22 protein-coding genes are annotated in these 25,631 nt (G+C 43.8%); 18 read left to right on the forward strand and 4 right to left on the reverse strand.

All coding sequences use genetic code 11. The features are described from left to right. Nucleotides 1-2 precede the first annotated feature (2 nt). From C2M32_RS05215 to C2M32_RS05235, 5 genes are all read left to right on the forward strand, one after another. Nucleotides 3-3,053, forward strand: coding sequence for a type I restriction endonuclease subunit R (locus C2M32_RS05215; protein WP_105167437.1), 3,051 nt, complete (start codon nucleotides 3-5; stop codon nucleotides 3,051-3,053). Nucleotides 3,054-3,063: 10 nt separating this feature from the next. Further along, a complete protein-coding gene (locus tag C2M32_RS05220) occupies nucleotides 3,064-3,873 on the forward strand; it encodes a Hachiman antiphage defense system protein HamA (protein ID WP_105167438.1) in 810 nt (269 codons plus the stop codon). After that, nucleotides 3,863-6,625: a DEAD/DEAH box helicase gene (locus C2M32_RS05225; RefSeq protein WP_199886118.1), complete on the forward strand. Its 2,763-nt coding sequence runs from the start codon at nucleotides 3,863-3,865 to the stop codon at nucleotides 6,623-6,625. Before C2M32_RS05220 ends, C2M32_RS05225 begins: the two co-directional genes overlap by 11 nt. Nucleotides 6,626-6,675: 50 nt before the next feature. Further along, a complete protein-coding gene (locus C2M32_RS20625) occupies nucleotides 6,676-6,978 on the forward strand; it encodes a hypothetical protein (RefSeq protein WP_199886119.1) in 303 nt (100 codons plus the stop codon). 834 nt (nucleotides 6,979-7,812) lie between these two features. Then, nucleotides 7,813-8,679 (forward strand): phage integrase N-terminal domain-containing protein, encoded by an 867-nt coding sequence (locus tag C2M32_RS05235; RefSeq protein ID WP_105167439.1) that lies wholly within the window; start codon nucleotides 7,813-7,815, stop codon nucleotides 8,677-8,679. Between the two features lie 18 nt (nucleotides 8,680-8,697). Here the strand turns inward: C2M32_RS05235 and C2M32_RS05240 are convergent, their stop codons facing one another. After that, nucleotides 8,698-8,967: a helix-turn-helix domain-containing protein gene (locus C2M32_RS05240; protein ID WP_101566470.1), complete on the reverse strand. Its 270-nt coding sequence runs from the start codon at nucleotides 8,965-8,967 to the stop codon at nucleotides 8,698-8,700. Between the two features lie 116 nt (nucleotides 8,968-9,083). Here C2M32_RS05240 and C2M32_RS05245 point away from each other — a divergent pair, with 116 nt between their 5' ends. From C2M32_RS05245 to C2M32_RS05270, 5 genes are all read left to right on the forward strand, one after another. Further along, nucleotides 9,084-9,293 (forward strand): hypothetical protein, encoded by a 210-nt coding sequence (locus tag C2M32_RS05245; RefSeq protein ID WP_105167653.1) that lies wholly within the window; start codon nucleotides 9,084-9,086, stop codon nucleotides 9,291-9,293. A gap of 47 nt (nucleotides 9,294-9,340) precedes the next feature. Continuing rightward, on the forward strand, nucleotides 9,341-9,718 hold the full coding sequence (locus C2M32_RS05250; RefSeq protein ID WP_199886120.1) for a hypothetical protein: 378 nt from the start codon (nucleotides 9,341-9,343) through the stop codon (nucleotides 9,716-9,718). A 486-nt stretch (nucleotides 9,719-10,204) separates the two neighbouring features. Then, nucleotides 10,205-11,929, forward strand: a complete 1,725-nt coding sequence (locus C2M32_RS05255) for a DUF927 domain-containing protein (protein WP_105167440.1) — start codon at nucleotides 10,205-10,207, stop codon at nucleotides 11,927-11,929. Between the two features lie 252 nt (nucleotides 11,930-12,181). Further along, the gene (locus C2M32_RS05265) at nucleotides 12,182-12,406 is read left to right on the forward strand and encodes a helix-turn-helix transcriptional regulator (protein WP_105167442.1); all 225 of its coding nucleotides are present in this window, start codon (nucleotides 12,182-12,184) and stop codon (nucleotides 12,404-12,406) included. A 53-nt stretch (nucleotides 12,407-12,459) separates the two neighbouring features. Continuing rightward, the gene (locus tag C2M32_RS05270; protein ID WP_105167443.1) at nucleotides 12,460-13,350 is read left to right on the forward strand and encodes a hypothetical protein; all 891 of its coding nucleotides are present in this window, start codon (nucleotides 12,460-12,462) and stop codon (nucleotides 13,348-13,350) included. 26 nt (nucleotides 13,351-13,376) lie between these two features. Here the strand turns inward: C2M32_RS05270 and C2M32_RS05275 are convergent, their stop codons facing one another. Beyond that, a complete protein-coding gene (locus C2M32_RS05275; protein WP_105167444.1) occupies nucleotides 13,377-14,591 on the reverse strand; it encodes a tyrosine-type recombinase/integrase in 1,215 nt (404 codons plus the stop codon). 174 nt (nucleotides 14,592-14,765) lie between these two features. Further along, a complete protein-coding gene (locus C2M32_RS05280) occupies nucleotides 14,766-15,626 on the reverse strand; it encodes a YicC/YloC family endoribonuclease (RefSeq protein WP_105167445.1) in 861 nt (286 codons plus the stop codon). A 185-nt stretch (nucleotides 15,627-15,811) separates the two neighbouring features. Between C2M32_RS05280 and rph the strand changes: the two genes are divergently transcribed. From rph to trmB, 7 genes are all read left to right on the forward strand, one after another. Then, a complete protein-coding gene (rph, locus tag C2M32_RS05285; protein WP_105167446.1) occupies nucleotides 15,812-16,525 on the forward strand; it encodes a ribonuclease PH in 714 nt (237 codons plus the stop codon). Nucleotides 16,526-16,550: 25 nt separating this feature from the next. Next, complete coding sequence (pyrE, locus tag C2M32_RS05290; protein ID WP_105167447.1) at nucleotides 16,551-17,195, forward strand: orotate phosphoribosyltransferase; 645 nt, start codon at nucleotides 16,551-16,553, stop codon at nucleotides 17,193-17,195. A 206-nt stretch (nucleotides 17,196-17,401) separates the two neighbouring features. Beyond that, entirely contained in the window at nucleotides 17,402-18,775 is a 1,374-nt protein-coding gene (mpl, locus tag C2M32_RS05295; protein ID WP_105167448.1) for a UDP-N-acetylmuramate:L-alanyl-gamma-D-glutamyl-meso-diaminopimelate ligase, read from the forward strand. A gap of 13 nt (nucleotides 18,776-18,788) precedes the next feature. After that, a complete protein-coding gene (locus C2M32_RS05300; RefSeq protein ID WP_105167449.1) occupies nucleotides 18,789-19,412 on the forward strand; it encodes a flavin prenyltransferase UbiX in 624 nt (207 codons plus the stop codon). 1 nt (nucleotide 19,413) lies between these two features. Continuing rightward, nucleotides 19,414-20,334, forward strand: coding sequence for an ABC transporter ATP-binding protein (locus C2M32_RS05305; RefSeq protein ID WP_105167450.1), 921 nt, complete (start codon nucleotides 19,414-19,416; stop codon nucleotides 20,332-20,334). 2 nt (nucleotides 20,335-20,336) lie between these two features. After that, on the forward strand, nucleotides 20,337-21,104 hold the full coding sequence (locus C2M32_RS05310) for an ABC transporter permease (RefSeq protein WP_105167655.1): 768 nt from the start codon (nucleotides 20,337-20,339) through the stop codon (nucleotides 21,102-21,104). Next, complete coding sequence (gene trmB, locus C2M32_RS05315) at nucleotides 21,104-21,772, forward strand: tRNA (guanine(46)-N(7))-methyltransferase TrmB (protein ID WP_105167451.1); 669 nt, start codon at nucleotides 21,104-21,106, stop codon at nucleotides 21,770-21,772. The genes C2M32_RS05310 and trmB overlap by 1 nt, the downstream gene beginning before the upstream one ends. Here the strand turns inward: trmB and C2M32_RS05320 are convergent. Then, nucleotides 21,740-23,617 carry a GGDEF domain-containing protein gene (locus C2M32_RS05320; protein WP_105167452.1) on the reverse strand — a complete coding sequence of 626 codons (1,878 nt, stop codon included), beginning with the start codon at nucleotides 23,615-23,617 and terminating at the stop codon, nucleotides 21,740-21,742. The genes trmB and C2M32_RS05320 overlap by 33 nt on opposite strands. Before the next feature lie 346 nt (nucleotides 23,618-23,963). On the opposite strand from C2M32_RS05320, the gene panP reads away from it, so the two are divergent. Next, nucleotides 23,964-25,592 (forward strand): pyridoxal-dependent aspartate 1-decarboxylase PanP, encoded by a 1,629-nt coding sequence (gene panP / locus C2M32_RS05325; RefSeq protein ID WP_105167453.1) that lies wholly within the window; start codon nucleotides 23,964-23,966, stop codon nucleotides 25,590-25,592. Nucleotides 25,593-25,631 lie beyond the last annotated feature (39 nt).

Below are 25,631 nucleotides of genomic sequence, written 5' to 3' on the forward strand. Positions count from 1 at the left end.
AAATGTTTAACGAACAAACCGTCACAGAAAATGGAATTATTGACCGCTTAAAGGGTTTAAGCGGGGTAAAGTGGACTTACTGCCATGGTGAGAGCCTGCCAAAAAAAGCGCAGGATATCTTTGTCGATGAATGGCTTAAAGATGCACTTTGTTCGTTAAATCCCGATATTGCCAAACAGCCGGATTATGCGGATGAAGTGATCCATAAGCTTCGAGGGTTGATACTTGAAGCGCGTAATACCGGCTTAGTTAAAGCTAACGAAAATTTCCAAGAATGGCTGATGGCGGAAAAAAGTCTCCCTTTTGGTGAGAGTGGCGATCACATCACTATTAACCTGATTGATTTTGATAATCTTGATAATAACGACTTTGTTGTAGCGCAGCAGGTACATTATATCGCCGCTACCGAAGCCTATTTTGACATCGTGCTTTATGTGAACGGGATTCCCTTAGTGGTGGGTGAAGTGAAAACAGCGACTCGCCCGAGTGTTACCTGGCAAGACGGTGCTGCCGATTTTATGGGGGGTAAAAAGCACTACTGGAAAAACGTAGAACCTTTCTTTGTGCCCAACCTACTTTGTTTTGCGAGTGAAGGTAAAACTTTTGCATATGGTGCCATCAACGCTCGAGTGAAAGATTGGGGGCCATGGCACAACACTGATCAACGTGAAGAAATTATGCCTGGAATGGCTTCCGTCTTACAAAGCGCTGAGGGGTTGCTAAATCCAACAACCTTACTGCAATTACTTGAGTCGTTCGCGCTATTCTCGACGATTAAAACGGGCAAAAATACGCCCCCTAAACGAATTAAAATTCTGCCACGATACCCCCAATTTGAAGCTGCTAAGCAGGTTGTTGATAGAGTCCGAAACGGCTATCCGAAAAAAGGCCTTATTTGGCATTTCCAAGGTTCGGGTAAATCCCTATTGATGCTCTATGCTGCAAAGATGCTTCGTGCTGACAATGAGCTTAATAACCCTACCGTATTGGTTGTGGTAGACAGGCGTGACCTGGACAGCCAGATCAATGAAACCTTTGGTGGTGCGGATGTTAAAAACCTAATCAAAGTACAAAGCTGCAAAAAACTGGGCGAACATATTGAGCAAGACAGCCGTGGCATATTAATTACCACCATTTTTAAATTTAAAGATGTCGTAATAGACGATAGCAACCTCAACGGCCTCAATAACCGCGACAACATTATTGTGTTAGTAGACGAAGCCCATCGCACCCAAGAAGGTGGTTTAGGTGAGAAAATGCGCTGGGCATTACCCAACGCACACTTTTATGGTTTAACCGGCACGCCGATTTCAGGCATCGACCGCAATACCTTTAAGTTATTTGGTGCGGAAGAAGACCCAGGTCGCTATATGAATCGCTACAGCTACAAGCAGTCGATTCGTGACGGGGCGACAAACCCTGTGAAGTTTGAACCGCGCCTTGCTGAGCTTCGCGTTGATCGCGATGCCATTAACCAAGAATTTGAGCAACTAGCCAAAGACAATAGCTTGGACGACGAAGAAAAAGCGGCATTGTCTAAACGCGCTGGCAAGTTGGCGGTGATGCTCAAAGCCCCTAAGCGCATGGCCGCCGTCAGTAATGATATTGTTGAACACTTTACCAGCCACGTTAAACCGAAAAAGATGAAAGGTATGGTGGTCGTTTATGACCGTGATGCCTGCGTTCAGATGTATTACTTGCTAGGTGAAAAGCTAGGGTTTGATGCCGTTGAAGTGGTTATGAACGTTGACCAAGCTCCTATCATTGACGACAAAGGTAAGAAAAACAAAGACTGGGCTAAGTGGGAAAGCGATAAGGACATTCCAGTTAAGGAAGAGGACTTCAAACGTTGGCAAACAATTGATGCAGAAGAACAAACTCAGAAAGATCTTATCGAAGGCTACAAAGACCCACAGAACCCGCTACAGCTTATTATTGTTACCGCGAAATTGCTTACAGGTTTTGATGCGCCGATTTGCTATTGCATGTATTTAGATAAGCCGTTACGAGATCATACGCTTCTTCAAGCTATGTGTCGTACCAACCGCTTATATGAGACTGACGAGACACGCAAAAATATGGGCTTGATCATTGATTACCTAGGCGTGTTTGAAAATCTGCGTACCGCGCTTGCTTATAATCCAGGTGAGATCGAAGGTGTTGTTGAAGGCATCGAAGCTTTCAAGGCGTTGTTACCCACACAACTGGATAAGTGTTTGTCTTTCTTCCCCGGTGTAGATAGAACCCTTGAAGGGTTTGAAGGTGTGATGGCGGCACAAGACTGCTTGCCGACCAATGAAAAGCGTGACGAGTTTGCCGCAAGCTTTGGTGTACTTACAAAGCTATGGTCAGCCATTAATCCTGACCCGCTTTTAAACCCATATCGGCAAGACTACAAATGGCTTGCGCAAATCTATGAGTCGGTCCGCCCTGTCGGTCAAACTGGTGCGTTAGTTTGGGCTGCTCTGGGTCCTGAAACCATCAAGATGATTCACGAGAATACGGACATAAACCGTATTAGGGATGATATTGATGAGCTCATTATGGATGAGCATGCGATTTTCACTCTAACGGAAAAAGAGCAAGAACAAAGAGCTAAGCGTCTTGAAATCGATCTTATGGGCCGACTGCGTGGCAGCGGCGAGCCGAAGTTTGTGGAACTAGGCGAGCGTTTAGAAAAGCTGCGCCAAGATTACGAAGCTGGGGTAATCAAGGCTATTGACTGGTTGAAAGCGCTGTTAGACGCCGCAAAGGACACTGTGCAAGCTGAACGCGAAACCGGTGAGAAAGTAGTTACCGAAGAGGATAATGTTCAGGCCCTTACCAAGCTGTTCATGGAAACTCGTCCAAATAGCACTCCTCAAGTTATCCAGGATGTGGTGGAGCAAATTGACAAGATTGTTAAAGCTAAGCGTTTTGACGGTTGGCAAAACTCCAACAGTGGCCCCCGAGAAATACAAAAAGCATTATTGGTAACACTTGCCCAGTTTGGTCTTGGTAAAGATAAAGAGCTGTTTAACAAAGCTTATGGATATATAGAAGAGCATTATTAGGAAGTAAAAAATGCCATGGACAAATGAGCATATTCAGTGGCTCCAAGACACTGGTCAAACACTGACACTTCAGTGTGGTAAACAAGCAAAAGTTTATCGATTTCATCATGATGTTAATGACCAAGTGAAAATGGCCGCTTGGGCAAAGCATTTTAGAAATCATTACTGTAGTGATGCTGAGATCGACATGCTTAAAGCTCCCGAGCAGTCTCGCACTGAATACCTGTTAGAAATGAAGTTTCCCAATGAAACAGTAGCGCCTGGTCCGAGTATTCGGGCGGGGGATTTTGCTGAAATTCTTGTCGCTGATTATTTAACGTTTTTACATGGTTATACAGTTCCAAAAACTCGATATGATCGTAAAGGTGTACCAAATGAATCCACTAAGGGTTCTGATGTTCTAGCCTTTAAACAAATCGATGGAAAGCCGAGCGATGATGAGCTTCTAGTTTATGAAGTGAAAGCTAAATTAAGTTCAGGCGCTAAGTCTATGCTTCAAGAAGCGGTTGACCATTCTGCAAAGGACCATTTGCGTTTAGCTGAGTCGTTAAACGGTATCAAACAAAGGATGATAGATCGAAATGATCTACAGAGCGCAGGCATGGTGCACAGGTTCCAAGACAAAACTAATCAACCATACAAATTAAGATTTGGTGCGGCTGCTGTATGTTCCGATAGCGCATATGATGGCACTTTACTTGCGAGTGCAGATTCATCACAACACCCGTACTCAGATGACCTTGAGTTGTTAGCAATTCGAGGTCATGAATTGATGGCGTTAGCCCACGCACTTTATGAGAGGGCTGCCCATGAAGTTTGAAAATAAATCCCTCAAGCTGTTATCGATAACTAAATCGAAAGCCAAAATGTACGAATTTGGTTTGGACGAAGAGCACCATATTCAGTTATCAGAGTCACCAAATGAATTGCTTCTTATGACTATCGCAATACTTGGTGATTTATGCCGGGAAGAGTTGTCTGAAGAGGTTAATCCTGAATATATCGAGCAGCGTCGTCTAGAGCTAAGGAACGCAGCCAGATACTTTGATGCGCTTGTAGGGTCAAAGTTGCAATCAAACTATGATTATTACCTGTGCCTGCTAGGGTCTGCATCCTATTATTTAGCAGATATGCCTGGTAGCGCAGCAGTATTAGCGGAAAAGACTCGGCAAAGAGAGCTCCTTACAGAATCGGGACTAGAAAACATCTTAAGTTGGTTGTTACTTGGGCAGAAAGGACCTCAATTGTATGTGAGGGAGACCCCAATACAGGGTGAAATACAAAGCCTCTATACAGCTATGGCAAGGTACATGAGCGGCAATACATCTGCCCCCAAGCTATACGAATACCAAGGTGTCATTCGCCAATTAGTGAATGAAATTAGGACATTTTTCCATTCAAATGGCACAGATCGTGAGTTACTCATAGCGGATATCATCGCTTCGATAGTAATAAGGAAACTAAAGAATTCATCGATTAACTTATTACCGGCCTATTCCGGCCTACCGTTAGAACAATGGTTAACAGCCCTTTCCAAAGAGACCTTTATAAACGAACTATGGCCTGCGCAACGCTTGCTAGGTGAAGCCGGGGTGTTCAGAGGAACATCCGCTGTAGTGCAACTACCAACAAGTGCAGGAAAGACTAAATCAGCAGAGTTGGTTATTCGCTCTGCTTTTTTATCAGAACGAGCATCGACAGCCGTTATAATCGCTCCTTTTAGATCGTTGTGTAGAGAAATTACTGACTCGCTGAACGTAGCTTTTAAAGACGAGGAAGTGTTAGTTAACCAGCTAAACGATGTTCCGCAGATAGATGAATTTGATATTGCCCTATTCTCTCAACTATTTGAAACTAATGAAGCGATAACTCCTTCACCTTCTATTGTTGTTGCTACCCCGGAAAAGCTAGTTTATTTGCTTCGCCATAAGCCTGAATTGGCTGAGGCTATCTCACTGGTTATTTACGACGAAGGACATCAATTTGATACTGGCTCTCGAGGAGTAACTTATGAACTTCTTCTGACGAGCCTGAAGCAAAAACTGCGGTCTGATACGCAGCACCTACTTATTTCAGCAGTACTATCTAATGCAGCGTCAATAGGAGACTGGTTATATGCTGGCGAAGGTGAGGTGGTTAATGGCGCAGAATGTTTATCAACTGAGCGCAGTGTAGCGTTTTGTAGCTGGCGAACTGGGCTTGGCCAATTTCACTACGTTGAGCCGTTGAATCCTAATTCAGAAGAGTTCTTCGTCCCTAGAGTATTAGCATCATTACCCATACCCTTACAGGGGAATGAGACTGTTCAGAGATTTTTCCCACCGAGAGATGATAAATCATTAGTTGCAGCTTACCTTGGAATTAAACTGTCACAACATGGACCAGTAGCTGTATTTTGTGGGCAAAAAAGTTCCGTTATTAAAATATGTCGTGAGGTAATTAAACCTCTCGATAGAGTTGAGGAGCTTCGTGCTCCAATAGTTAATAGCAATCGGAAAGAAATTGAAAAAATTGGACACTTGGCAAAGCTGCATCTGGGCGCCTCGTCTGTAGTAACCAAAGCGATTCAGCAAGGCATACTTCCTCACAGTTCCAATATCCCAAACGGTTTGCGTATTTCAGTTGAGTCCGCCATGGATAAAGGATTCGGTCAATGTGTTATTTGTACGTCAACCTTAGCTCAAGGTGTAAACCTGCCAATTAAATACTTGGTAGTGTCGGGGGTTTTTCAAGGGGAAAAGCTCATTTCAACGCGCGATTTTCACAATCTTTTAGGTAGAGCTGGAAGAGCTGGGAAACATACAGAGGGGAGTATTATTTTTGCAGATACGGAACTGTTTGATCAAAGGCGAACTGGAAAAAGGCGGCAGTGGGACCAGGTTGGTGCGTTGCTGGACCCTACAAAATCAGAGCACTGTACTAGTAGCCTTTTGACCTTAGTACAGCCATTTCACGATGACCCTTTTAAAGTTGATCCAATTAAATTTTTGGAGTCACCTGAAAAGTACAAACAGCTTTGCTTAAAGGCCTCAACCCAGCAGAATTTAGATATATCTTCCTTAATAAAGCAAATGGAGTATCGGCTTGGTTTCATAAAGAGTTTAGAGAGTTTCCTGTTGGCAAATAGCAGTGAAGACACTCTTACTGAAGAAGCGCTGGTCGAGCTTTCGACTGATACTTTTGCTTATTCACTTGCAAACAATGATGAAAAGAAAAAATTAAAAACGGTATTTACTATTGTTGCAGAGCGAGTCCGCGATATAGCCCCAGAGAAACGTGCTTTTTATGGGAAAGCTCTTTTAGGTATTAAAGAGCTTGAAAAGCTAGAAATATGGTTAAATGAAAATATTGAGGCTCTGGAGGAAAAGCATTCACTAGAAAATTTATTAGAAATTATTTGGCCGGTTATTGAAGATTTAGGGATGAATAACAATCTAGGCAAGCTTTTAGGTGAAGGGGCCGGGCTTTTTATCGCACGTCTATGGTGTTCTGGAATCTCTTACAAGAAATACTGCGTCAGTCAATGCAAAATGGCTTTAAGTTTAAAGCTAATACACAACAGCGAAGACTAAAAATCGAAAATATCATAGAGATATGTGACAGCTGCTTAGGATATGACGCGATGTTATTAGTTGGTGCTTGCGCGGATTTGCTAGAAAGCATTTATGCAATTCCTGATACCTCAGATTCATTTAGGAGGTTGCAAGCTTCATTAAGAGTTGGCTTAGATGATGAATTAGAGAAATGGCTTTATTCAAAGGGATTAGCTGATCGTATCATTGCCAGAGATATTGGTAATATACTTCGCAATGCTGAGCAACCAATTGAATCTTTTGATACATCAGTGTTCGAAAAATTTAGAGATAGGATTTCTGAAAGGTTAAATCACTACCCATCGGTGTTTCATGATGCTGTATATGGTTAATAGATTACAGGTTTTAAAAAAGCAGCTGCACACCGTTGTCGCCTTGACAGTATTTAAGGCCGCGTATCTATCTAGATACGACTATCCTTTGAGACGGTAGATGCTAAAAACCCTAAAAACACCTACTTGGATTACTCACCTCGTGGGCAACGCCCGGTTGTACCATTAGCCATACGGCCACCTAGGTAGAGGTCGTCTGTAGAGTAGACGGGGCTGGTGTGCAGCCACTGATTTGAACTATAACTGACTCTCCTACATTGTGCGTCAGAAAAACTCCCCTAAGTTTTCCCCGGTTTTTTTAAGGCGGATTGGCGACGAGTCGTCCCTACTCGAAAGAGGTAGGGACGACTCGCAGAGTCGCCCGTCGAGGCCACTGCTCATGATGCCTCGACACCCAATCCGCCTTGAAAAATTGCAGGGCCAGAAGAGGGATGGAGATTTGAGAGCGTCAAAAAGGTGTTGCAATCTCTGATCACTGTGATAATTTTATTTATGAACTCGCTCGAAATGAGCACCAAGAAAAAGGGCGTATCCACTGCCCGCAATACGTTCCTGAGGAGCTGCACTCGCAGCATTATGGGTCACCCGACCACCCCACAATAAACAACACAAATATAAACCACAGTAGTTCGCGCTGTATTTCAACAGAAATCACACGGCTCAGCTTTGTTGCTTTAGACCAGTTAGCCTTTATGTCTTACGACAATATGCTCGGTTACGCACCGTTCATATGGCTTTAAAACTTACCTATTTTGGCATTTCGCCCCCTGGTCTTCGGTTTAGTGTTTTTCTCAATACTTTCAAATTAGTTTTTAAATTTATGAGGAACATGAAATGAGCCAATTAGGATATCGTCTTCATCAAATGGTGAACGACACTCACCGCGAAAGTAGCTTTAGCACTAGAGCTACTCGTAGCAAAGTATTAAATCTTGCTGCCAAGCAGTTACTCAAACATGGTTATAGATTAAAAGACCCGTCCGGCCTTAAAACCAAACATATCAATCACCTTGTAACGCGTTGGCAAGATGAAGGTTTAGCAGCAAAAACAATAAAAAACAGAATGGCGGCCTTGCGTTGGATTGCCGAAAAAATAGGTAAACCTAATATCTGTTCACGTAGCAATGATGATTACGGCATTCCAAGAGTTCGCAACAACCCCATTGGCAAGTCAAAAACGTTAGACATGGATAAACATGCCAAGATCAAGAGTGACTTAATCAAGCTTTCCCTGCGTTTGCAGCAAGAGTTTGGGCTTAGAAAAGAGGAGTGTATGAAATTCAGCTTATCTTATGCTTTGGTAGACGCTAACACTCTACAAATAAAAGGTTCATGGGCTAAGGGTGGCAAATACCGCACGATCCCAATTCGAAAAGAATCTCAACGACAACTCATTCGTGATATTGCCGCTGTTACTAAAGGCGCACTTATCGAACCTGAAAAGAACTATAAGTCACAAATGGGAGAGTACGACCGCGAAACAATCCGAGTTGGATTAAATAAAAATCACGGATTACGTCACCATTACGCAAGGGAGCGTTATTTAGAGCTTACAGGTTGGAAATGCCCTGCTGACGGAGGCCCTCATAGAAGAGAGTTGTCGCCCACTGATTATGAGCACGATACCAAAGTCCGTGAGCAAATTAGCCAAGAGTTAGGTCATGAACGTTTGAAGATAACCTATGCTTACTTGGGCAGTTAAAATTAGGCATGCCTAATTTTATCCGCTTACTGACCAATCCAATATCTTTTCAGCCAACTCGTCTTCAATGCAGTACAAGAAGGCAGTTGGCACCTTTAGAACACCGCTCAACGCGACTACAGTTTTGAAATCTGGAGTGTGAACACCACGTTCATATTGGTTCATACGAGCAGACGCAACAAACTTATCCATCCCCGCCATTATTCCTAACTGCTTCTGGGACAGACCGAGTCTTGTTCTTGCTTGCTTTAGCCGTGTTGGAAACGGCGAACCATCATTAGTTTTCAATTGGTGTAAGACATCTGCTCTTGAAAACTAAGATTTTCTTAGCTTTAATTGAATCTAGATACTAAGGAATACTTAGCTACAGATTAGGCATGCCTAATTTTTTGGAGGACATGGCTATGCTTGAAACTTTCGTGTGTGTGTCGGTAGGGGTTATCTACTTGTTGATTAGTATATTTACCGCTGATGATCAATCATCTACGGAAAATGAACAACTCGATAAGCTTGATGATGGTATGGGTAATATTATCGCTGATGGCGAACATATGACTCGTCAAGAGGCTGAGGATGCTCAGGCACGAGGCGAGTTATACGACACTTATTACTAGAGCTAATACATAGGCCAATTTGGCATGCCAAATTGGGGGCGGATTTTATGAACGAAGAAAAATTGATTAATAACTCTGAGCTACGGCCATTTTTACCCGCATTTGCTGAGATCAAACATCGACTGCGTGGTATTGAAGTCGAATGTGAGCCACTAGGCCTTTCTTTTGATAAGGATGTTCAGACAGAAGAGGATATGTTACTCACTTTAATATCCCAAAAAGCGTTTGCGTTCGATGTAACCAACGAATATGGGGCTGTCTGGGATGTAAGACTGGAGCCCTTTTCAAAGTTTAAAGCGCGCAGCACCAAAATAACATTCCCGTTTACCGGCTATAATCCTAATAAGCGGCAGCAAATCAGTAATTGGGTTATCGAATTGTGTAATTGGGAAGGTGACGTATTTACCGGCATCACCAGGCATTAAAATTAATAGGAACTGCTATGACAACATATGAATGGTTTCAAATGTGGGTTTTAATGGTGCTGGCTATTCGCGCTACTCGCCACTACGACAAACTAAAACACGATCTATTTGAAGCAATTAAAGAGGGGAGAATATAGTTATGGCTCCGTTGCTTACAGGATGCGCCATGGTTCTGGCGTTGGTGATATTTTTTGCTTTGCTATTTCATTTTAATCGCGACAATCTCAATAAATTCGACTGATATCCAATATCTCTAGCGAAAAAATTAGGCATGCCTAATTCTTGGCACCCAAAAACAGCTGTTTTCTCCCACTTTACGTGAAAATTAAATCCCTGAAACGGGTAAATCTTGGCGTTTTTTTAACGCTTAGAAAAACCCCTCGAAAGTAAGGGGGGTTTTTCCGATCCAACCTGTCTCAAACCGTGTCAACCTAACTCTCAATGATTCAAGTAATACAAATGCGTTGATTTTGAGAGGTAAAATTCATGCTAAAAGCAAAACCTGATGGTATCTACGCCCTTAACAAAGATGGTGAAGAGAGAAAAATTTCCGGTCCAATAGAAGTTAAAGCTATCGTTTCGTCGCCCGACAAGCGGGACGATTTTGGTAGATTAATTGAGTGGAAGAATTACTTCGGACTATCAATACGTGAAGTTCTGCCAATGGGGGAAGTAGATGATTATTCGGCGAAGAAATTCAAAAAGAGGCTTTTGAATTCGGGGTTTGAGTTATCAACAAAAAAGTTTTCCTGGGACTCATTACTTTCTTATCTAATTGAATATCCATGTAGTGAGCATGCAATTACTGCTAAGCAAAGTGGTTGGATTGATCGCCAGTTTATCACTCCGGATTGGACAATAGGTGAAGCAACCACACCTGCTGTTTATGTTGGTGATTTTGCGGGTGCAAGCTTGTCTGAAGCAGGGACATTAACCGAATGGCAGCAACAGGTGGGCAGTTATTGCCGTGATAATCCCATTTTGATTCTTTCTGTTTGCTGTGCTTTAGCTGCCCCGCTTATCGAATGGACGGGAATAGAAAGTTTTGGCGTTCAGATTGTTGGTGCCTCAAAAACTGGAAAGTCTACAGCAATGAAGGTAGCCGCCAGTGTTTACTCTGATCAAACTTACTGCGAAAGCTGGAGCTCTACAGCAAATGGACTTGAATCTATTGCACGTGCAAGAAACAACATGCTGCTTTGCCTAGATGAGTTTAAGCAGTGCCCAGAACAGGAAATGGACCGGCTGGTTTATCATCTGTGCAATGGTGTTTCAAAACTGCGAAGTGAAAAAGATGGATCTCTAGGAAAGCGCTACCGATGGAACACAATCTTTTTGAGCACAGGCGAGTTAACACTTAAAGAGTTACTCCACGATAACAATAAGACAGTGAGCGCAGGCCAGATGGTACGTCTCTTGGACATACCTACATTTGGTGCTTTTGATGTGTTTGAAAACATTCATGAATTCTCATCTCCTAAAGAGTTCGCAGAACATTTAGGTTCTGCTACTCGAAAGTATTTCGGAACGCTTGCCAAAGCATGGGTAAAAATACTTTCTCGCCTTAACTGCCCTCAAGACGAAGTTATAAAAGAGTACAGGTGCATCCGAGAAGAGTGGCCTTGGGCAAAGGATATTGGGAGCCAGGCTAATAATGTGCTGGATAAACTAGCTTTACTCGCCGCCGCAGGAGAGATAGCGACTAATCATGGACTGTTACCGTGGCACTTGGGGGATGCAAAAGGCGCGTTAAAACAGGTTGCGATGGTCTGGCTCGACGACAGAGACGGTACAGAGAATGCTGAGAATAAGAAGCTGACTGAAGATATATTGAAGCTTATTAAAAAATGGCGACATAGCCTATCGTCAAAAGAACAATGGAACGATAGTTTTATTGGTATGTTTGAGTTCGAGCAGGAGTTGGTTTGGTATATTCCTCAACAAATCTTCAAAACAGAGGTAAATCAACCGAATAAACAAATATATAGTAAAGTCCGAGAGCTTATGTGGAAAAAGGGTTGGCTAAGTTCTAATGAGCCTGACCGGCGCACATTCAAAATTGGCAGCAAACGTTTTTTTAAATTCTTTCCCGAGAAAATCTGTCGCGAATGCGGTGAAAGTGTGGATCTATCCCACTTTCACCCAAATGATAACTCATTGAATAGTAATGCTAATCCCACTTTCCCAGTTTCCCAGAGCGAGAATTACTAATGCTTACTGACCAGCTATTTGACGAAATTAAATGCGTGATTGAAAGCCAACTTTGCAAAGTAGCGCTCAACAGCAAAGAGTTCCTCACATTTGATGAGTGTGTTCAATACACAGCACTAAGCCCGAATTTCTTGCGGCAACAAGTACGGAACGGGTTGCCCTGCTACAAACTTGGAGGGCGGCGAACATTTTTTAAAAGAACAGAAGTTGATGCTTGGGTACTGAAGAATCGCGTGGAACTGGGAGACGAACATGAATAACGAGCTATTTGAAAAACGAGCGGGAATTTTAAAGCTTTATGGCGAAGAAGAGCGGTTGATAAGCGAGACTGAGCGCTGCCGCAGAACCGGCATAAGCCGCACTACCTGGTGGCGTATGCAAAAGGCGGGAGAAACCCCGCCATCCTCCAGCGTGGGTAAAGGAAAGGCCCGTTGGTTGCTGTCTGATATTTTATTGTGGATAAATGGTAATGTTTAGAGCATGTTATGCTAACTTAGGCGAGATATGATGTTATTCGAGTGATAAGGGATATGACTGAATTAAGCTGTAGTGCAAAAAAATTACTAACTTTTTTAAAAAAGATATCTAGGGATAGAGGAGCGTCTTTTAAAAGCACAATTGAAGAGTTTGGCAAATGTAACCAAGAGCAAGCTAATTTGCTTCTGGATGTCTTAGCCGTGATGGTCGAGAGATTTGGCAGCCCAACTTTCATCAAGTATAACGGAAATAAACGTGTGCATGTTACTGGAGTTGAACCTTTCTCATTGCATTGTGAAAGAATCCGTTTTGAGCTGGAGCCTTATTTTTCAGGTGTTAAAGCTGATATTTGCCTCGCTAGAAGTACTACTCCTGGCTGTCGTTTGAGAGATCCGCTTCTCAAGTTAAGGTTTGACTCTGGAGAGAGGCGATTGTTGATTATCCGTAGCCTTAATCAGGTCTTCGATTTTATTAATGGTTCTACGGAATGGGACGGTCTTTTTGATGAAAATGAAGTGGCTCCCGCCACATCTCCCCGCCGTTCGGTTCCTAGTACGGAGATGTCGTTTAATGAACGTAATATCTTACTGCCAGAAGTGAAATCATATCTAAAAAATCAAAGCTATAAATTTGTCGTTGAAGACGAACAGTTACATGGGCGGTATGATTTATATGTAAGAAGCCCCGAAAAAATTCTCGTTGAGCTTAAATATATTAATCCAGATGAAAATGCTTTAGGGAAATTGCGTTATGCCATTGGGCAGGTTCTCCTTTATGCATTTGACCAGAGAGGTTCGAGAGACATTGAAAAACTATGGGTTGTTACAAATGAATGTACTGTCTGTGATGCGGTAAAAGAAGCACTGAAGGAGATCCAAGCTCAAACTTCTGTAGAGTTTTTTCAACTACGACGAAACAATCTTTTAGAGATTGATGAATGGTAACTGCTTGGATTAGGCTAGCCTCTTCACTACTGAAGAAGAGGCTGTAAAGCGACTGATACTGCTTGGTGAATTTCCTTTCTCTCTTCAAAGAAGTCATGTTTGTTGTAAATTTCATCTAACTTACTGATTTGATGATTTAAGCAACGCTCTAAATGATCATCTTGAAACTTCATCCCGGCCGCAATAGATCTGAAAGTGCGCCTAAGGTCGTGAACTCTAAAATGTTCTAAGTCATGCATACGGTTTGGCGGTTGAACTTTTTTACTTTGATCTATACCAAATAGTGAATTAATTGCGCTGTTGATAGTATCAGGGCCCATGTATGGTCTAGTGCTCTTGCGCCTAGCTGGAAATACATAATTTGACCCATGTGATCGAACTTTTAGTTCTCTAAGCCATTCTACAGCGAGTGGTGGTAAGGGAATTTTGATAGCTCTAAAGTTTTTCTTGGTACGCTCTTTTGGTAAATGCCAAACCGCATTGCCTAAATCGAACTCATGCCATGGAGCCTGAATTAATTCAGACTTACGTACTCCTAAAACCACCAACAAACAGCAAGCTAGGTAGTTGTCGCGAGTAAAAGACTCGGGGTATTTTCTGAATACGCTGAATGCTTGCTCCACTTCATCAATAGTTAATACTCTTTCCCGAGAGGATTCATGCCCTCCCGCATCTTTATAGCTGAAGGCAGATGCGGGATTGTTCAGTGTAATATTCAATTGGATAGCATGCTTAAAAAGGTTTTTAAGTAGATCGAGTACATCATTCGCCACTGTAGTTCGCCCACTGTCGGCAATGATATTTAGGATATCTCGAATGTGAAACGCATTAACCTGCTCAACTTTAAGGTGACCAATGAATTTGGCTACATTGTTGTCATATTTACTTTTCGGAATATCAGGCCTTTTTAATCGTTTGAGCAGCTTATTTTCATACATATCTTGAAATAGCTCGTTAAAAGTCATCCCGCTATGTTTAGACAGAGAGCTCAATGATAGTGGATCAATTCCTTCTCTGAGCATGGCTCTGATCGTTTCAGCCTCACCACGAGCTTCAGCCAGTGTCAGTTGTCCGAATTTACCCAGCGACTTTTCCCTCCTCTTTTCGTTGAAGGTATATCTTAGGGACCAGTATGGTTCGCCACGCTTCGGAACGACGAAGGACAATCCATTGCCATCGGATGTTTTACTTGGCTGACCTTTAGCAAGTATGTTGACTTGTTTAACTGTTAAATTTGGCATTTTTTCACCTCTTGTACTCACCAGTAGTTTGAGACTAGCAGTGAAAAATACTCACCACAATACTCACCAATTGGATGAAACAGAATGAAAAAATACGAAACCATAAAAAACAAAACCCCACTATAAAGTGAGGTTTTTCAATTTATTATGAATTATCATGAGCGCTAGTGAACATTACTCTATATTCTGGATCTGCTCTCTCATTTGCTCTATCAACACTTTTAGCTCTACTGCTGCGTTGGTGATTTCGGTGTTGATTGATTTTGAGGCGAGGGTGTTTGACTCGCGGTTGAACTCTTGCATCATAAAGTCTAAACGTCGGCCGCATGCGCCGCCTTTTTTCAAGATTTTGTGAGTTTCTTTAACGTGTGACTTGAGGCGGTCTAGCTCTTCGGCGACGTCTTGTTTTTGTGCAAGGTATATAAGCTCTTGCTCTAGGCGGTTTTCGTCGATTTCCGCTTTAAGTTCTTCTAACTTAGTGGTGAGCTTTTCGCGTTGCCATTTGTTTACCTCTGGCATGTGGCCTTCAACAATGGCGACTTGCTCTACAATCGAGTCTAAACGGGTGGTGATCATGGTTTCTAGGTTTTCACCTTCGCTGGCGCGAGCGGCTTTAAAATCTTCGACTAATTCGTCAAAACCTGCAAGTAGCTGACTATTTACTGTGTCTAGGTCTACTTCTTGTGCTTCCATAACGCCGGGCCAACGCAGAATGTCTACTGGGTTGATTTCGCCCTTGCTGTGTTGTTGCACCCATTGAGCGCTTTTGATCAGTTGCTCTGCTAAGGTTTCGTTAATAGACAACTCACCCACGTGGGCTGGGTTGGCGGTAAACTTCAAATACACTTCTACCTTGCCGCGCTGTAAATGCTTGCGCAGGCGTTCACGTACTACTGGCTCCATGGCACGGAACTGTTCAGGTGCGCGGATAAAGGTTTCTAGGTAGCGCTGGTTAACCGAGCGAATTTCCCAAACCCCTGTGCCCCATTCACCCTTAACTTCTCGGCGTGCGTAGGCGGTCATACTATGGATCATGTAAAGTTCCTAATCTATTAACAAATTTTGCTGCGCCATTATAGCTTATAAAGCGCGCAGGGCGACAGAGGAAATAATTAGCAAATTTTGTGAGCTAAGGTCACAACAATTTATTAGCTTAACGCATAGCATCGTATCGGCTGAGCCTTTATAATAGGCAAAATTCTGAATTTAGGGGAACGTGGATGCGTCCAAGCGAAAGAACAGCAAACCAAATAAGACCAGTAACATTTACCCGTAACTATACTATGCATGCCGAAGGGTCGGTGTTGGTAGAGTTCGGTAACACCAAAGTATTGTGTACTGCCACTGTTGAAGCGGGTGTACCTCGTTTTATGAAAGGTCAAGGTAAAGGCTGGATCACCGCTGAATACGGTATGTTGCCACGTTCTACTCATACTCGAAATAACCGTGAAGCGGCCAAAGGCAAACAGGGTGGCCGTACCATGGAGATCCAACGTTTGATCGCGCGTGCATTGCGTGCTGCGGTTGACTTAAAAGCGCTTGGCGAGAACACCATTACCATCGACTGTGACGTACTACAGGCGGATGGCGGTACGCGTACAGCTTCAATCAGTGGTGCCTGTGTGGCCTTGGTTGATGCGCTAACCTACATGCGTGCTAAGGGTATGATCAACAACAATCCACTTAAGTTTATGATTGCTGCGATTTCGGTTGGGGTTTACAACGGTGAAGCGATTTCTGATCTAGAGTACCTAGAAGATTCAGAAGCAGAAACTGACATGAACGTGATCATGACTGAAACGGGTAAACTGATTGAAGTACAGGGCACCGCTGAGGGTGAACCGTTCTCGTTTGAAGAGCTGGATGAGCTACTGGGTTTAGCGAAGCACTCAATCCGCGAAATCATTGATTTACAGAAAAAAGCACTCGCATAAGACCGTTAGATATAATAGGTAAGACATGAAAGCATATCAAAAAGAGTTTATTGAATTTGCCCTTGAAAAGCAGGTGCTTAAGTTTGGTGAGTTTACACTGAAATCAGGCCGTACCAGTCCTTACTTTTTTAATGCAGGCCTGTTTAACACTGGTCGTGATTTAGCGCGTTTAGGCCGCTTTTATGCTGCAGCACTTGAAGATGCGGGCATTGCGTATGACGTTTTATTTGGCCCAGCGTACAAAGGCATTCCAATTGCTACCACCACCGCGGTTGCATTGGCGGATCACTACAACAAAGACGTGCCTTACTGCTTTAATCGTAAAGAGAAAAAGCAACATGGTGAAGGTGGTTCGTTGGTCGGGTCAGCGCTGGAAGGTCGTATCATGTTAGTTGATGATGTGATCACCGCAGGTACTGCGATTCGTGAGTCAATGGAGATCATTGCACAGGCGGGCGCAGATTTATCAGGCGTATTGATTGCGTTAGACCGTCAGGAAAAAGGCAAAGCTGAGCTGTCTGCGATTCAAGAAGTTGAACGTGACTTTAACACTCAAGTGGTGTCTATCGTTAAATTGGCTGATTTGATCACTTACCTTGAGCAACAAGGTGGTATGGCAGAGCACCTAGAAGCGGTGAAGGCTTACCGTGACCAATACGGTGTTGCGTAATTGCCGGTTAAACTATTAGTAAAAATGCCAGTCTGTGACTGGCATTTTTTTTATCTAAACTCATAAAAAGTTCAGCATAAGCGGTTATTATTGCCGATTGCGCATAGCTGTTTTGCTCGGCCAAAATTGGTTTATTGCGTTTAAATTTGGCATAGTAGACACCCTGCCAATGGCGGTATAAATATTAGAAAAGGCAAATTATTTTCATGGCAAGTCAGCAAACTAAGCAACAGCATATACATATTTTAGGGATCTGTGGCACGTTTATGGGCGGCATTGCGGCGATTGCGCAAGCGCTGGGTTTTAGAGTGACCGGCTCAGATCAAAATGTGTATCCGCCAATGAGCACCCAACTTGAGTCTTTAGGTATTGAGCTAACCACGGGTTATGACCCCGCGCAACTAGAGCCTGCCCCAGACATGGTGGTGATCGGTAACGCAATGAGCCGAGGCAATCCGTGTGTTGAGTATGTGCTTGAGCAGCGTATCCCTTATACCTCAGGCCCAGAATGGCTAAAACACAATTTACTGCAAAATGCTTGGGTGCTGGCGGTGGCGGGGACTCATGGAAAAACCACCACAGCCAGTATGTTGGCGTGGTTGTTGGAATATGCTGGCTTACGTCCAGGTTTTTTGATTGGCGGTATTGTACAAAATTTTGGCGTATCAGCGCGTATCAGCGATACCCCGTTTTTTGTGATTGAAGCGGATGAATATGACACCGCGTTTTTTGATAAGCGCAGTAAGTTTTTGCATTACTTGCCACGCACGTTGATCATGAACAACCTTGAGTTTGATCACGCTGATATATTTAGCGATCTCAACGCCATACAGACACAGTTCCATCACTTACTGCGTACTTTACCGTCGCAAGGCAAGGCCATTTATCCGCAAGATGATGAGCCACTAGCTGAGGTGATCAAACGCGGTTTTTGGAGCCAGCAGGAAACCCTAAACGGCGATTGGACGTATAAACTCTTGCAAAGCGATGGCTCTAAATTTGAGGTTTATCTCCATGGTGCACTGGCAGGCGTTGTTAACTGGTCGGCCATTGGCGAGCATAATGTTAAAAATGCCATGATGGCGATTGCGGCAGCGCGTCATGTGGGCATTCCAGTGTCGGTAAGCATTGACGCACTCAGTGAATTTAAATCACCCAAACGCCGCATGGAATTACTGGGCGAAGTAAACGGTGTGCGTGTGTACGATGACTTTGCGCATCATCCCACCGCGATAAAAACCACGCTTGCGGGGTTAAAGGCGAGTGTGGGTGATGACTCAGTGATTGCCATTTTAGAGCCGCGCTCAAACACCATGAAGATGGGGGTGCATCAAAGCACCTTATTGGACTCTTTGGCGCTGGCTGATGAAGCCTATTTGTTTGAACCGCAGGGGCTGGGTTGGTCGCTGCGCGAGCAAGCGCAAAAAGCCGGGCGCAAGTGTAGTGATAGCATTGACGAGATCATTACTCAGGTGTGTGAGCATGCGCAGCCCGGGCAACATATTTTGATCATGAGTAACGGTGGCTTTGACGGGCTACATCAAAAGTTACTTCAAGCGCTCAAGCAGCGAATTAACTAAGCAGGAACTTAATGTGAGCGAGTTTAAACCCGCCATAACTTTGGCATTTAGCGGCGCTTCGGGCGCACCTTACGGACTGCGTTTGTTAGAAGTATTGGTCGCCATGAATTATCAAGTGTATGTGCTTATCTCAAGTGCGGCACGGGTGGTACTCGATACGGAGTCGGGCATCAAACTTTCGGGCAACGAACAAAAGGCCACTGAGCAGTTAAGCGCCTTGTATCAGGCCAAGCCTGAGCAAATCAAAGTATTTGGTAAAGATAACTGGTTTAGCCCGGTTGCGTCTGGCTCGGCCGCACCGAAAAAAATGGTGGTATGCCCGTGTAGTGCGGGGTCTGTGTCTGCCATTGCTATGGGGGCGTCGGACAATTTGTTAGAGCGCGCCGCGGATGTAGTAATAAAAGAACGCGGTCAACTGATTTTAGTACCTAGAGAAACCCCGTTTAGCTCTATTCACCTTGAAAATATGCTTAAGCTTAGCCAGCTTGGCGTCACTATTATGCCGGCGGCTCCGGGTTTTTATCACCAGCCAGAATCGATTCAGGATTTAGTCGACTTTATGGTGGCCCGTATTCTTGATCATTTAAACATCGAACATACCTTGGCGAAGCGCTGGGGTTATGGAGAACAACACTAACATGACGATAGCACTGAATATCAAAGGCTTGAGAAAAGTCTATAAAAACGGCGTTGAGGCCGTAAAAGGGATAGATTTACAAGTTGAGCAGGGCGACTTTTTTGCGTTGCTTGGTCCCAATGGCGCGGGAAAATCGACCACCATCGGCGTCATCGCTTCACTGGTTAACAAAACACAAGGGCAAGTTGAAGTATTTGGGCATAGTATTGATACCGCACTTGAAGATGCAAAATCAGAGCTGGGCCTAGTACCACAAGAGTTTAACTTTGGTCAGTTTGAAACGCTCAACCAGATTTTGGTCAATCAAGCTGGCTACTATGGTGTACCGCGAGCCTTGGCCCATGAACGCGCTGAAAAATACCTAAAGCAGCTTGGCTTGTTTGATAAAAAAGATAAGCAAGCACGCACGCTATCGGGCGGTATGAAGCGTCGTTTAATGATTGCTAGAGCCTTGATGCATGAGCCAAAGTTATTGATCCTCGATGAACCAACGGCGGGGGTAGACATCGAACTGCGTCGCTCAATGTGGGATTTTTTACGACAAATCAACAAGCAAGGCGTGACCATCATTCTTACCACTCACTACCTTGAAGAAGCCGAGTTACTGTGTAAAAACATCGCCATTATCGATAAAGGCGTGATTGTTGAAAACACCACCATCAAAGCGTTGCTTGCCAAGTTAGATAAAGAAACCTTTGTGCTTGATTTAAAAGCCCCGATTCAACCTGTTACCCTTACGGGTTATCAATTCACTATGGTCGATGATCACACGGTAGAAGTGGAAGTGGCCAAATCTCAAGGGTTGAACGAGGTGTTTAGTCAATTGAGTGCGCAAGGCAATACGGTATTGAGTATGCGTAACAAGGCCAACCGTTTGGAAGAGTTGTTTGTTGGATTATTAGAACAGGGGCGCACAGCATGAATATCACCCGCTACGGTGTTGCATTAAAAAGTATCTGGATTAAAGAGTGTATTCGTTTTTTGCGTATTTGGGTGCAAACTCTGGTACCTCCAGCCATCACCATGACGCTATATTTTGTGATTTTTGGCAGTTTAATAGGGTCTAGAATTGGTGATATGGGTGGCTTTAGTTACATGGAGTTCATCGTGCCTGGCCTTATCATGATGTCGGTGATCACCAACTCATACTCCAATGTGGCCTCCAGTTTTTATTCCACTAAATTTCAAAAGAGCATTGAAGAGTTGCTGGTAGCACCTGTGCCTAACTACATCATTGTGTTGGGATATATCGGCGGCGGTATGGCACGTGGCATGCTAGTGGGGCTTATCGTAACGTTGGTATCATTATTTTTTGTTGATATTCAAATTCATAACCTAGCGGTGATCATCGCAACGGTGATCATGACCTCAGCGGTGTTTTCGCTAGGTGGACTGATCAATGCGGTGTACGCCAACAGTTTTGACGACATCAGTATTATTCCTACTTTTGTGTTAACCCCGCTGACCTACCTAGGGGGCGTGTTCTACTCCATTACATTGTTGCCGGAGTTTTGGCAGGGGGTTTCTCAGGTTAATCCCATCATTTATATGGTTAATGCCTTTAGATATGGCTTTTTAGGTGTATCTGATGTGAACATTTACACCGCTTTTGCGGTATTATTCGCGTTTATTTCTGGATTATTTATTCTGGCGTTGAGTTTGATCCGCCGGGGAGTAGGGTTACGTCACTGATGAGTGAAGCAAATTCAAGAAGCATTGTTTCAAACCAGCCCAGCTTGCATGACAAGCTGGACGAAATAGTCACAAAGCACTTACAGGCCGAGTTTAAAAAGCCCGTTGCTGAGCATACGCAACGCGCTTTTGATGAAGTCAATGCGCGGGTTCAGGCGTTTGACGGTCCGATTATCTTAGACTCCTGTTGTGGAGTGGGAGAAAGTACTGCCAACCTCGCGAAACTGCATCCGGATGCCTTAGTGATAGGCATCGATAAGTCGTCTCATCGTCTTGAAAAGCATGATGTTGAGTACAAACAAACGGATGCTGGTCAGTATCTGTTGGTACAAGCGGATCTCAATGACTTTTGGCGCTTAGCGGTGGCGGCTAACTGGCAACCAACGCATCATTATTTGTTGTATCCAAACCCTTGGCCAAAGGCTAAACACATCCAACGTCGTTGGCATGGTGCCGCGGTGTTTCCATTTATTGTTAAGCTTGGTGGAGTGCTTGAGGTACGTAGCAACTGGGATATTTACGTCAAAGAATTTGCCCGCGCGCTGCAATTGGCAGGACACCCAACACCGGTTGAGCCGTATCACAGTGATACAGCTATCACGCCATTTGAACGTAAATATTGGGCAAGTGGGCAATCAAGCACGCGCTTGGTGATTAAGCTGCCCTAATTTACTACAAATATGTGGGGCCGCTTTGGCAATGTAGTGGCCCTCAACCAAATCAACCCCAGCCTCAGAGAGCTTGCTATATTGCTGCTCAGACTCAACTCCCGCAACCAGTATTAAAATGCCTTTATCGCTACACAGTTTGGCGATGTTCTGTATAAACTCAAAAACTTGCTCATCTTCGGCAATGTAAGGGGTAAGTGTTTCATCTAGCAACAACATGTCTATGTTGAGTTTCATCACGCGGCTCACGGTGAGTAAACCACTACTAACCGCATTAATTGAGACCTTGACGCCCTTACTTTTGAGTACATTGATACACACCGCCATGGCATTAAAGTTGTCCAATACATCTTTTTCATCTAATTCAAAGGTAATGAGTTGCGGTTGTGGATAACGGCGTAACTCTTGGTCGATGAAATCGAGTAATTGTGGGTCTGTGGCATCTTGAAAACTCAGTTTAATGCTCCACGCTGAACTGGTCTTTCTAAAACGTGTAATGCATTGAGTAAAAATACACTGAGTCAATTTACTTTGTAGGCGAGATTGGCGCACCACCTCGCTAAAACTTTCGGTTTTTAATATGGCCCCTTGCTCGGTGATGATCCGAGGGCTGCAACCATGCTGTAGGATCTGCTCGGTTTTGGGGTTAACTCTAGGCGTGAAGTAGGTCGCGATTCGATCACCATCAAAGGCGTCTTGTAGAATATTAGCAATGGCTAGATGATTCTTTTGTTTTAGTCTGGCATCTTGACTGTCGACGCTGAACAGGCAAACAGTCTGCTGATTCTGTTTAGCTTGTCGACAAGCAATGGAAGCATTTTCTAGCAATAACGATTTGTTGCCTGTGGCGATCCCCGCATGTAATTGAATGTACAAGTGGGGTTTTTTCAACACAGGGCTGGACTTAGGAAAATCATTAATAAGTTGACTTAAATAAGCCTCACCGTTTTTGATATCGCTCATAATGACCAATTTTGAGGTTGCCAGACGATAGACCTGATGAGGATGTGTGAAGCGTTTAAAATAGGTCATCACTTTTTGTAACGCTAGGTCGCCAACTTGTGTGCCATAAAAACTAATAATGTCTTCGAGTTCATCAACCGTGACGATTGCCAGTGCTAAGTGCTGATCTTGTTTTTTCGTCAGGTCCCGTTCTAGCGCCACACGGTTGGCAAATCCGGTACGTGGGTCGGTGCTCATTGACTTGCGATATAACTGCAAATACAAAGCCGCAACCAACACCGCAATAAAGAAGAAAAAGCTCGCTGTTAGGGTGGCTTTGGTCACGCTCTCTTGTAGCAGTGCATCGACTTTATCAATGGTGATATCTGCGCCTGTTATGTATGGCGTGCCATTTGGCGCGATATATGGAATAAAAATACTCTTAAAATGTCCCCATTGATCTTTTGAGATCTCAAATACCGGCTCGGTGGAACGAAACGCAGCTTTGTTGATGGCCGTCGCTTCTTGGTAGTGATCCAGAAACTGCGTCACTCTGTCTTGCTTGAGGTCACTCTTGGTGAAGCTAGAAGCGGTAAAGTACACATTGGGTGCACGGTAAACCATGGTATACACATATTCGACGCCAATTGCTTGAGCAAGGGCGGTCAACTGAGCACTTTTTTGTTGGTACTCTTGTGGGTCGATTGAGCTCAGCTGTGCATGATAGTCGTCACCTAAAATAAGCTGCGCACTTTTGGCTGCATGCAACAGTTGCTGATCAATGTTATCCATAATGGTTTGGCGGGCAGATTGGTATGTATAGGCAACATAGCCAATCAAACTGGAGATAAATAGCAAAAACCCAACCAAAGACCATGTCATCGCAGAGGCCTTCCTGTACATAATGATCCTTATCTATATGTTCCTAAATGGTAAACTTTGCATTTTTTATAACTACAAAGTGTACCAATAGAATCTCTGTATACAAGTCTAGACAGCTTTTAAACTTTTGAATAGTGTGAAGTTTTGTAACTGTGTGGGTAAATAAGGAGAGAGCTTTTATATCAGCTTAAATTTCAAAGAACTGTCTTGGTGACACCATAAAAATGTCATATCAAACTGGGTCAAGTTAAGACTTTTCGCTATACAATAGGAGACATTATCGTTAACTTACAGTAAAGTTAGCCATTTCGTAATAACAAGCTGGTGGGACACTTTGCCGTGGCCCATAAAAACACTGGGTAATGTAATGGGTCCAAAGCGTTGTGCTGTCGCTTCTGAAGAAAGTTTGATGCGTATTTTTACGGTGCCAGAAGCGCCTGACTCGACTCTGAGTAAGATAGAGTTAGAGATCTCAAATAATCTTGCGGGTTTCTTAAATGAAAATATAGCCGCTATTGAAAAGCCCTTGCATGAAATAGAGAAGGACTTTCAATCGGCTGTGATCCCAGAAGAGCCCATGTTTGTGTCTGATTATGCACAAGACATTATGGAACAGCTTGTTGCCCATTCCGTCCATACCGCAGCCCCGAGCTTCATTGGCCACATGACTTCGGCATTGCCACACTTTGTGTTGCCACTGTCAAAGCTGATGGTGGGTTTAAACCAGAACCTAGTTAAAATTGAGACTTCTAAAGCGTTTACGCCTCTAGAAAGACAAGTTTTGGGCATGATGCACCACTTAGCTTATGGCGCATCAGACAAGTTTTATGACAAGTGGATGCACAGCGCTAGCACCTCTTTGGGAGCGTTTTGCTCTGGGGGAACCATTGCTAATATTACGGCGCTGTGGATTGCTCGCAACCGTTTGTTAAGAGCCGATGGTGATTTTAAAGGGATTGCAGCTCAAGGCGTAGTTGCGGCGATGCTACATTATGGCTACAAAGGGCTGGCGGTACTGGTTTCTGAGCGTGGTCACTATTCTTTAGGTAAAGCTGCTGATGTGTTGGGGCTTGGCCGAGATAACTTCATTGCTATTGAAACCGACGCGAACAATAAAGTTGATGTGAGTAAGATGCGTCAACAAGCCTTGGCGCTCGAAGCGCAAGGTATCAAGGTGATGGCGCTGGTTGGTGTGGCAGGTACCACGGAAACCGGCAATATCGATCCCCTTCATGAGATGGCTGATTTAAGTGAAGAGCTTGGCTGCCATTTCCATGTGGATGCTGCTTGGGGCGGTGCTACTTTATTATCTAGTAATAACAGACATCTATTGGATGGAATTGAGCGCGCTGATTCAATTACCATTGATGCGCATAAACAAATGTATGTGCCAATGGGGGCAGGGTTGGTGCTGTTTAAAGACCCCGCGGCAGCCGATGCCATTGAACACCACGCTGAATATATTCTTCGTAAAGGCTCTAAAGACTTAGGAAGTCATACTTTAGAGGGCAGTCGTCCTGGTATGGCGATGTTGGTACACGCCTGTTTGCGAGTGATTGGCCGCAAAGGCTACGAAATGTTGATTGATAAAGGTATTGAGAAGGCGAAATACTTTGCCGAGTTAATCAAGCAAGACCCTGATTTTGAACTGATCTCAGAGCCTGAGTTGTGTTTACTTACTTATCGTTATGTACCAGCACAGATCCGTGAAGCGATCGCCAACGCAGATGAGCAAGAGCGTATTGATATTTACGCAGCACTGAATCGTTTTACCGCCAGTATGCAAAAACGTCAGCGTGAAGCGGGGATTTCGTTTGTATCGCGTACACGGTTAACCCCTGAGCAATACGACCATCAGCCTACCGTGGTATTTCGTGTGGTACTGGCTAATCCTTTGACATCTCATAGTATTTTGCAAAGCATCCTCGAAGAGCAAAAGCAGTTGGCTAAAGTAGATCCTGTATTCAAAAAATACTTGGCAAAATATATGCAGTAAGTTATTCGGGTCATAGTTCACCTTTAAAATAATTGTGTA

The organism is Pseudoalteromonas sp. T1lg23B (assembly GCF_002964665.1).
Classification (GTDB): Bacteria; Pseudomonadota; Gammaproteobacteria; order Enterobacterales; family Alteromonadaceae; genus Pseudoalteromonas.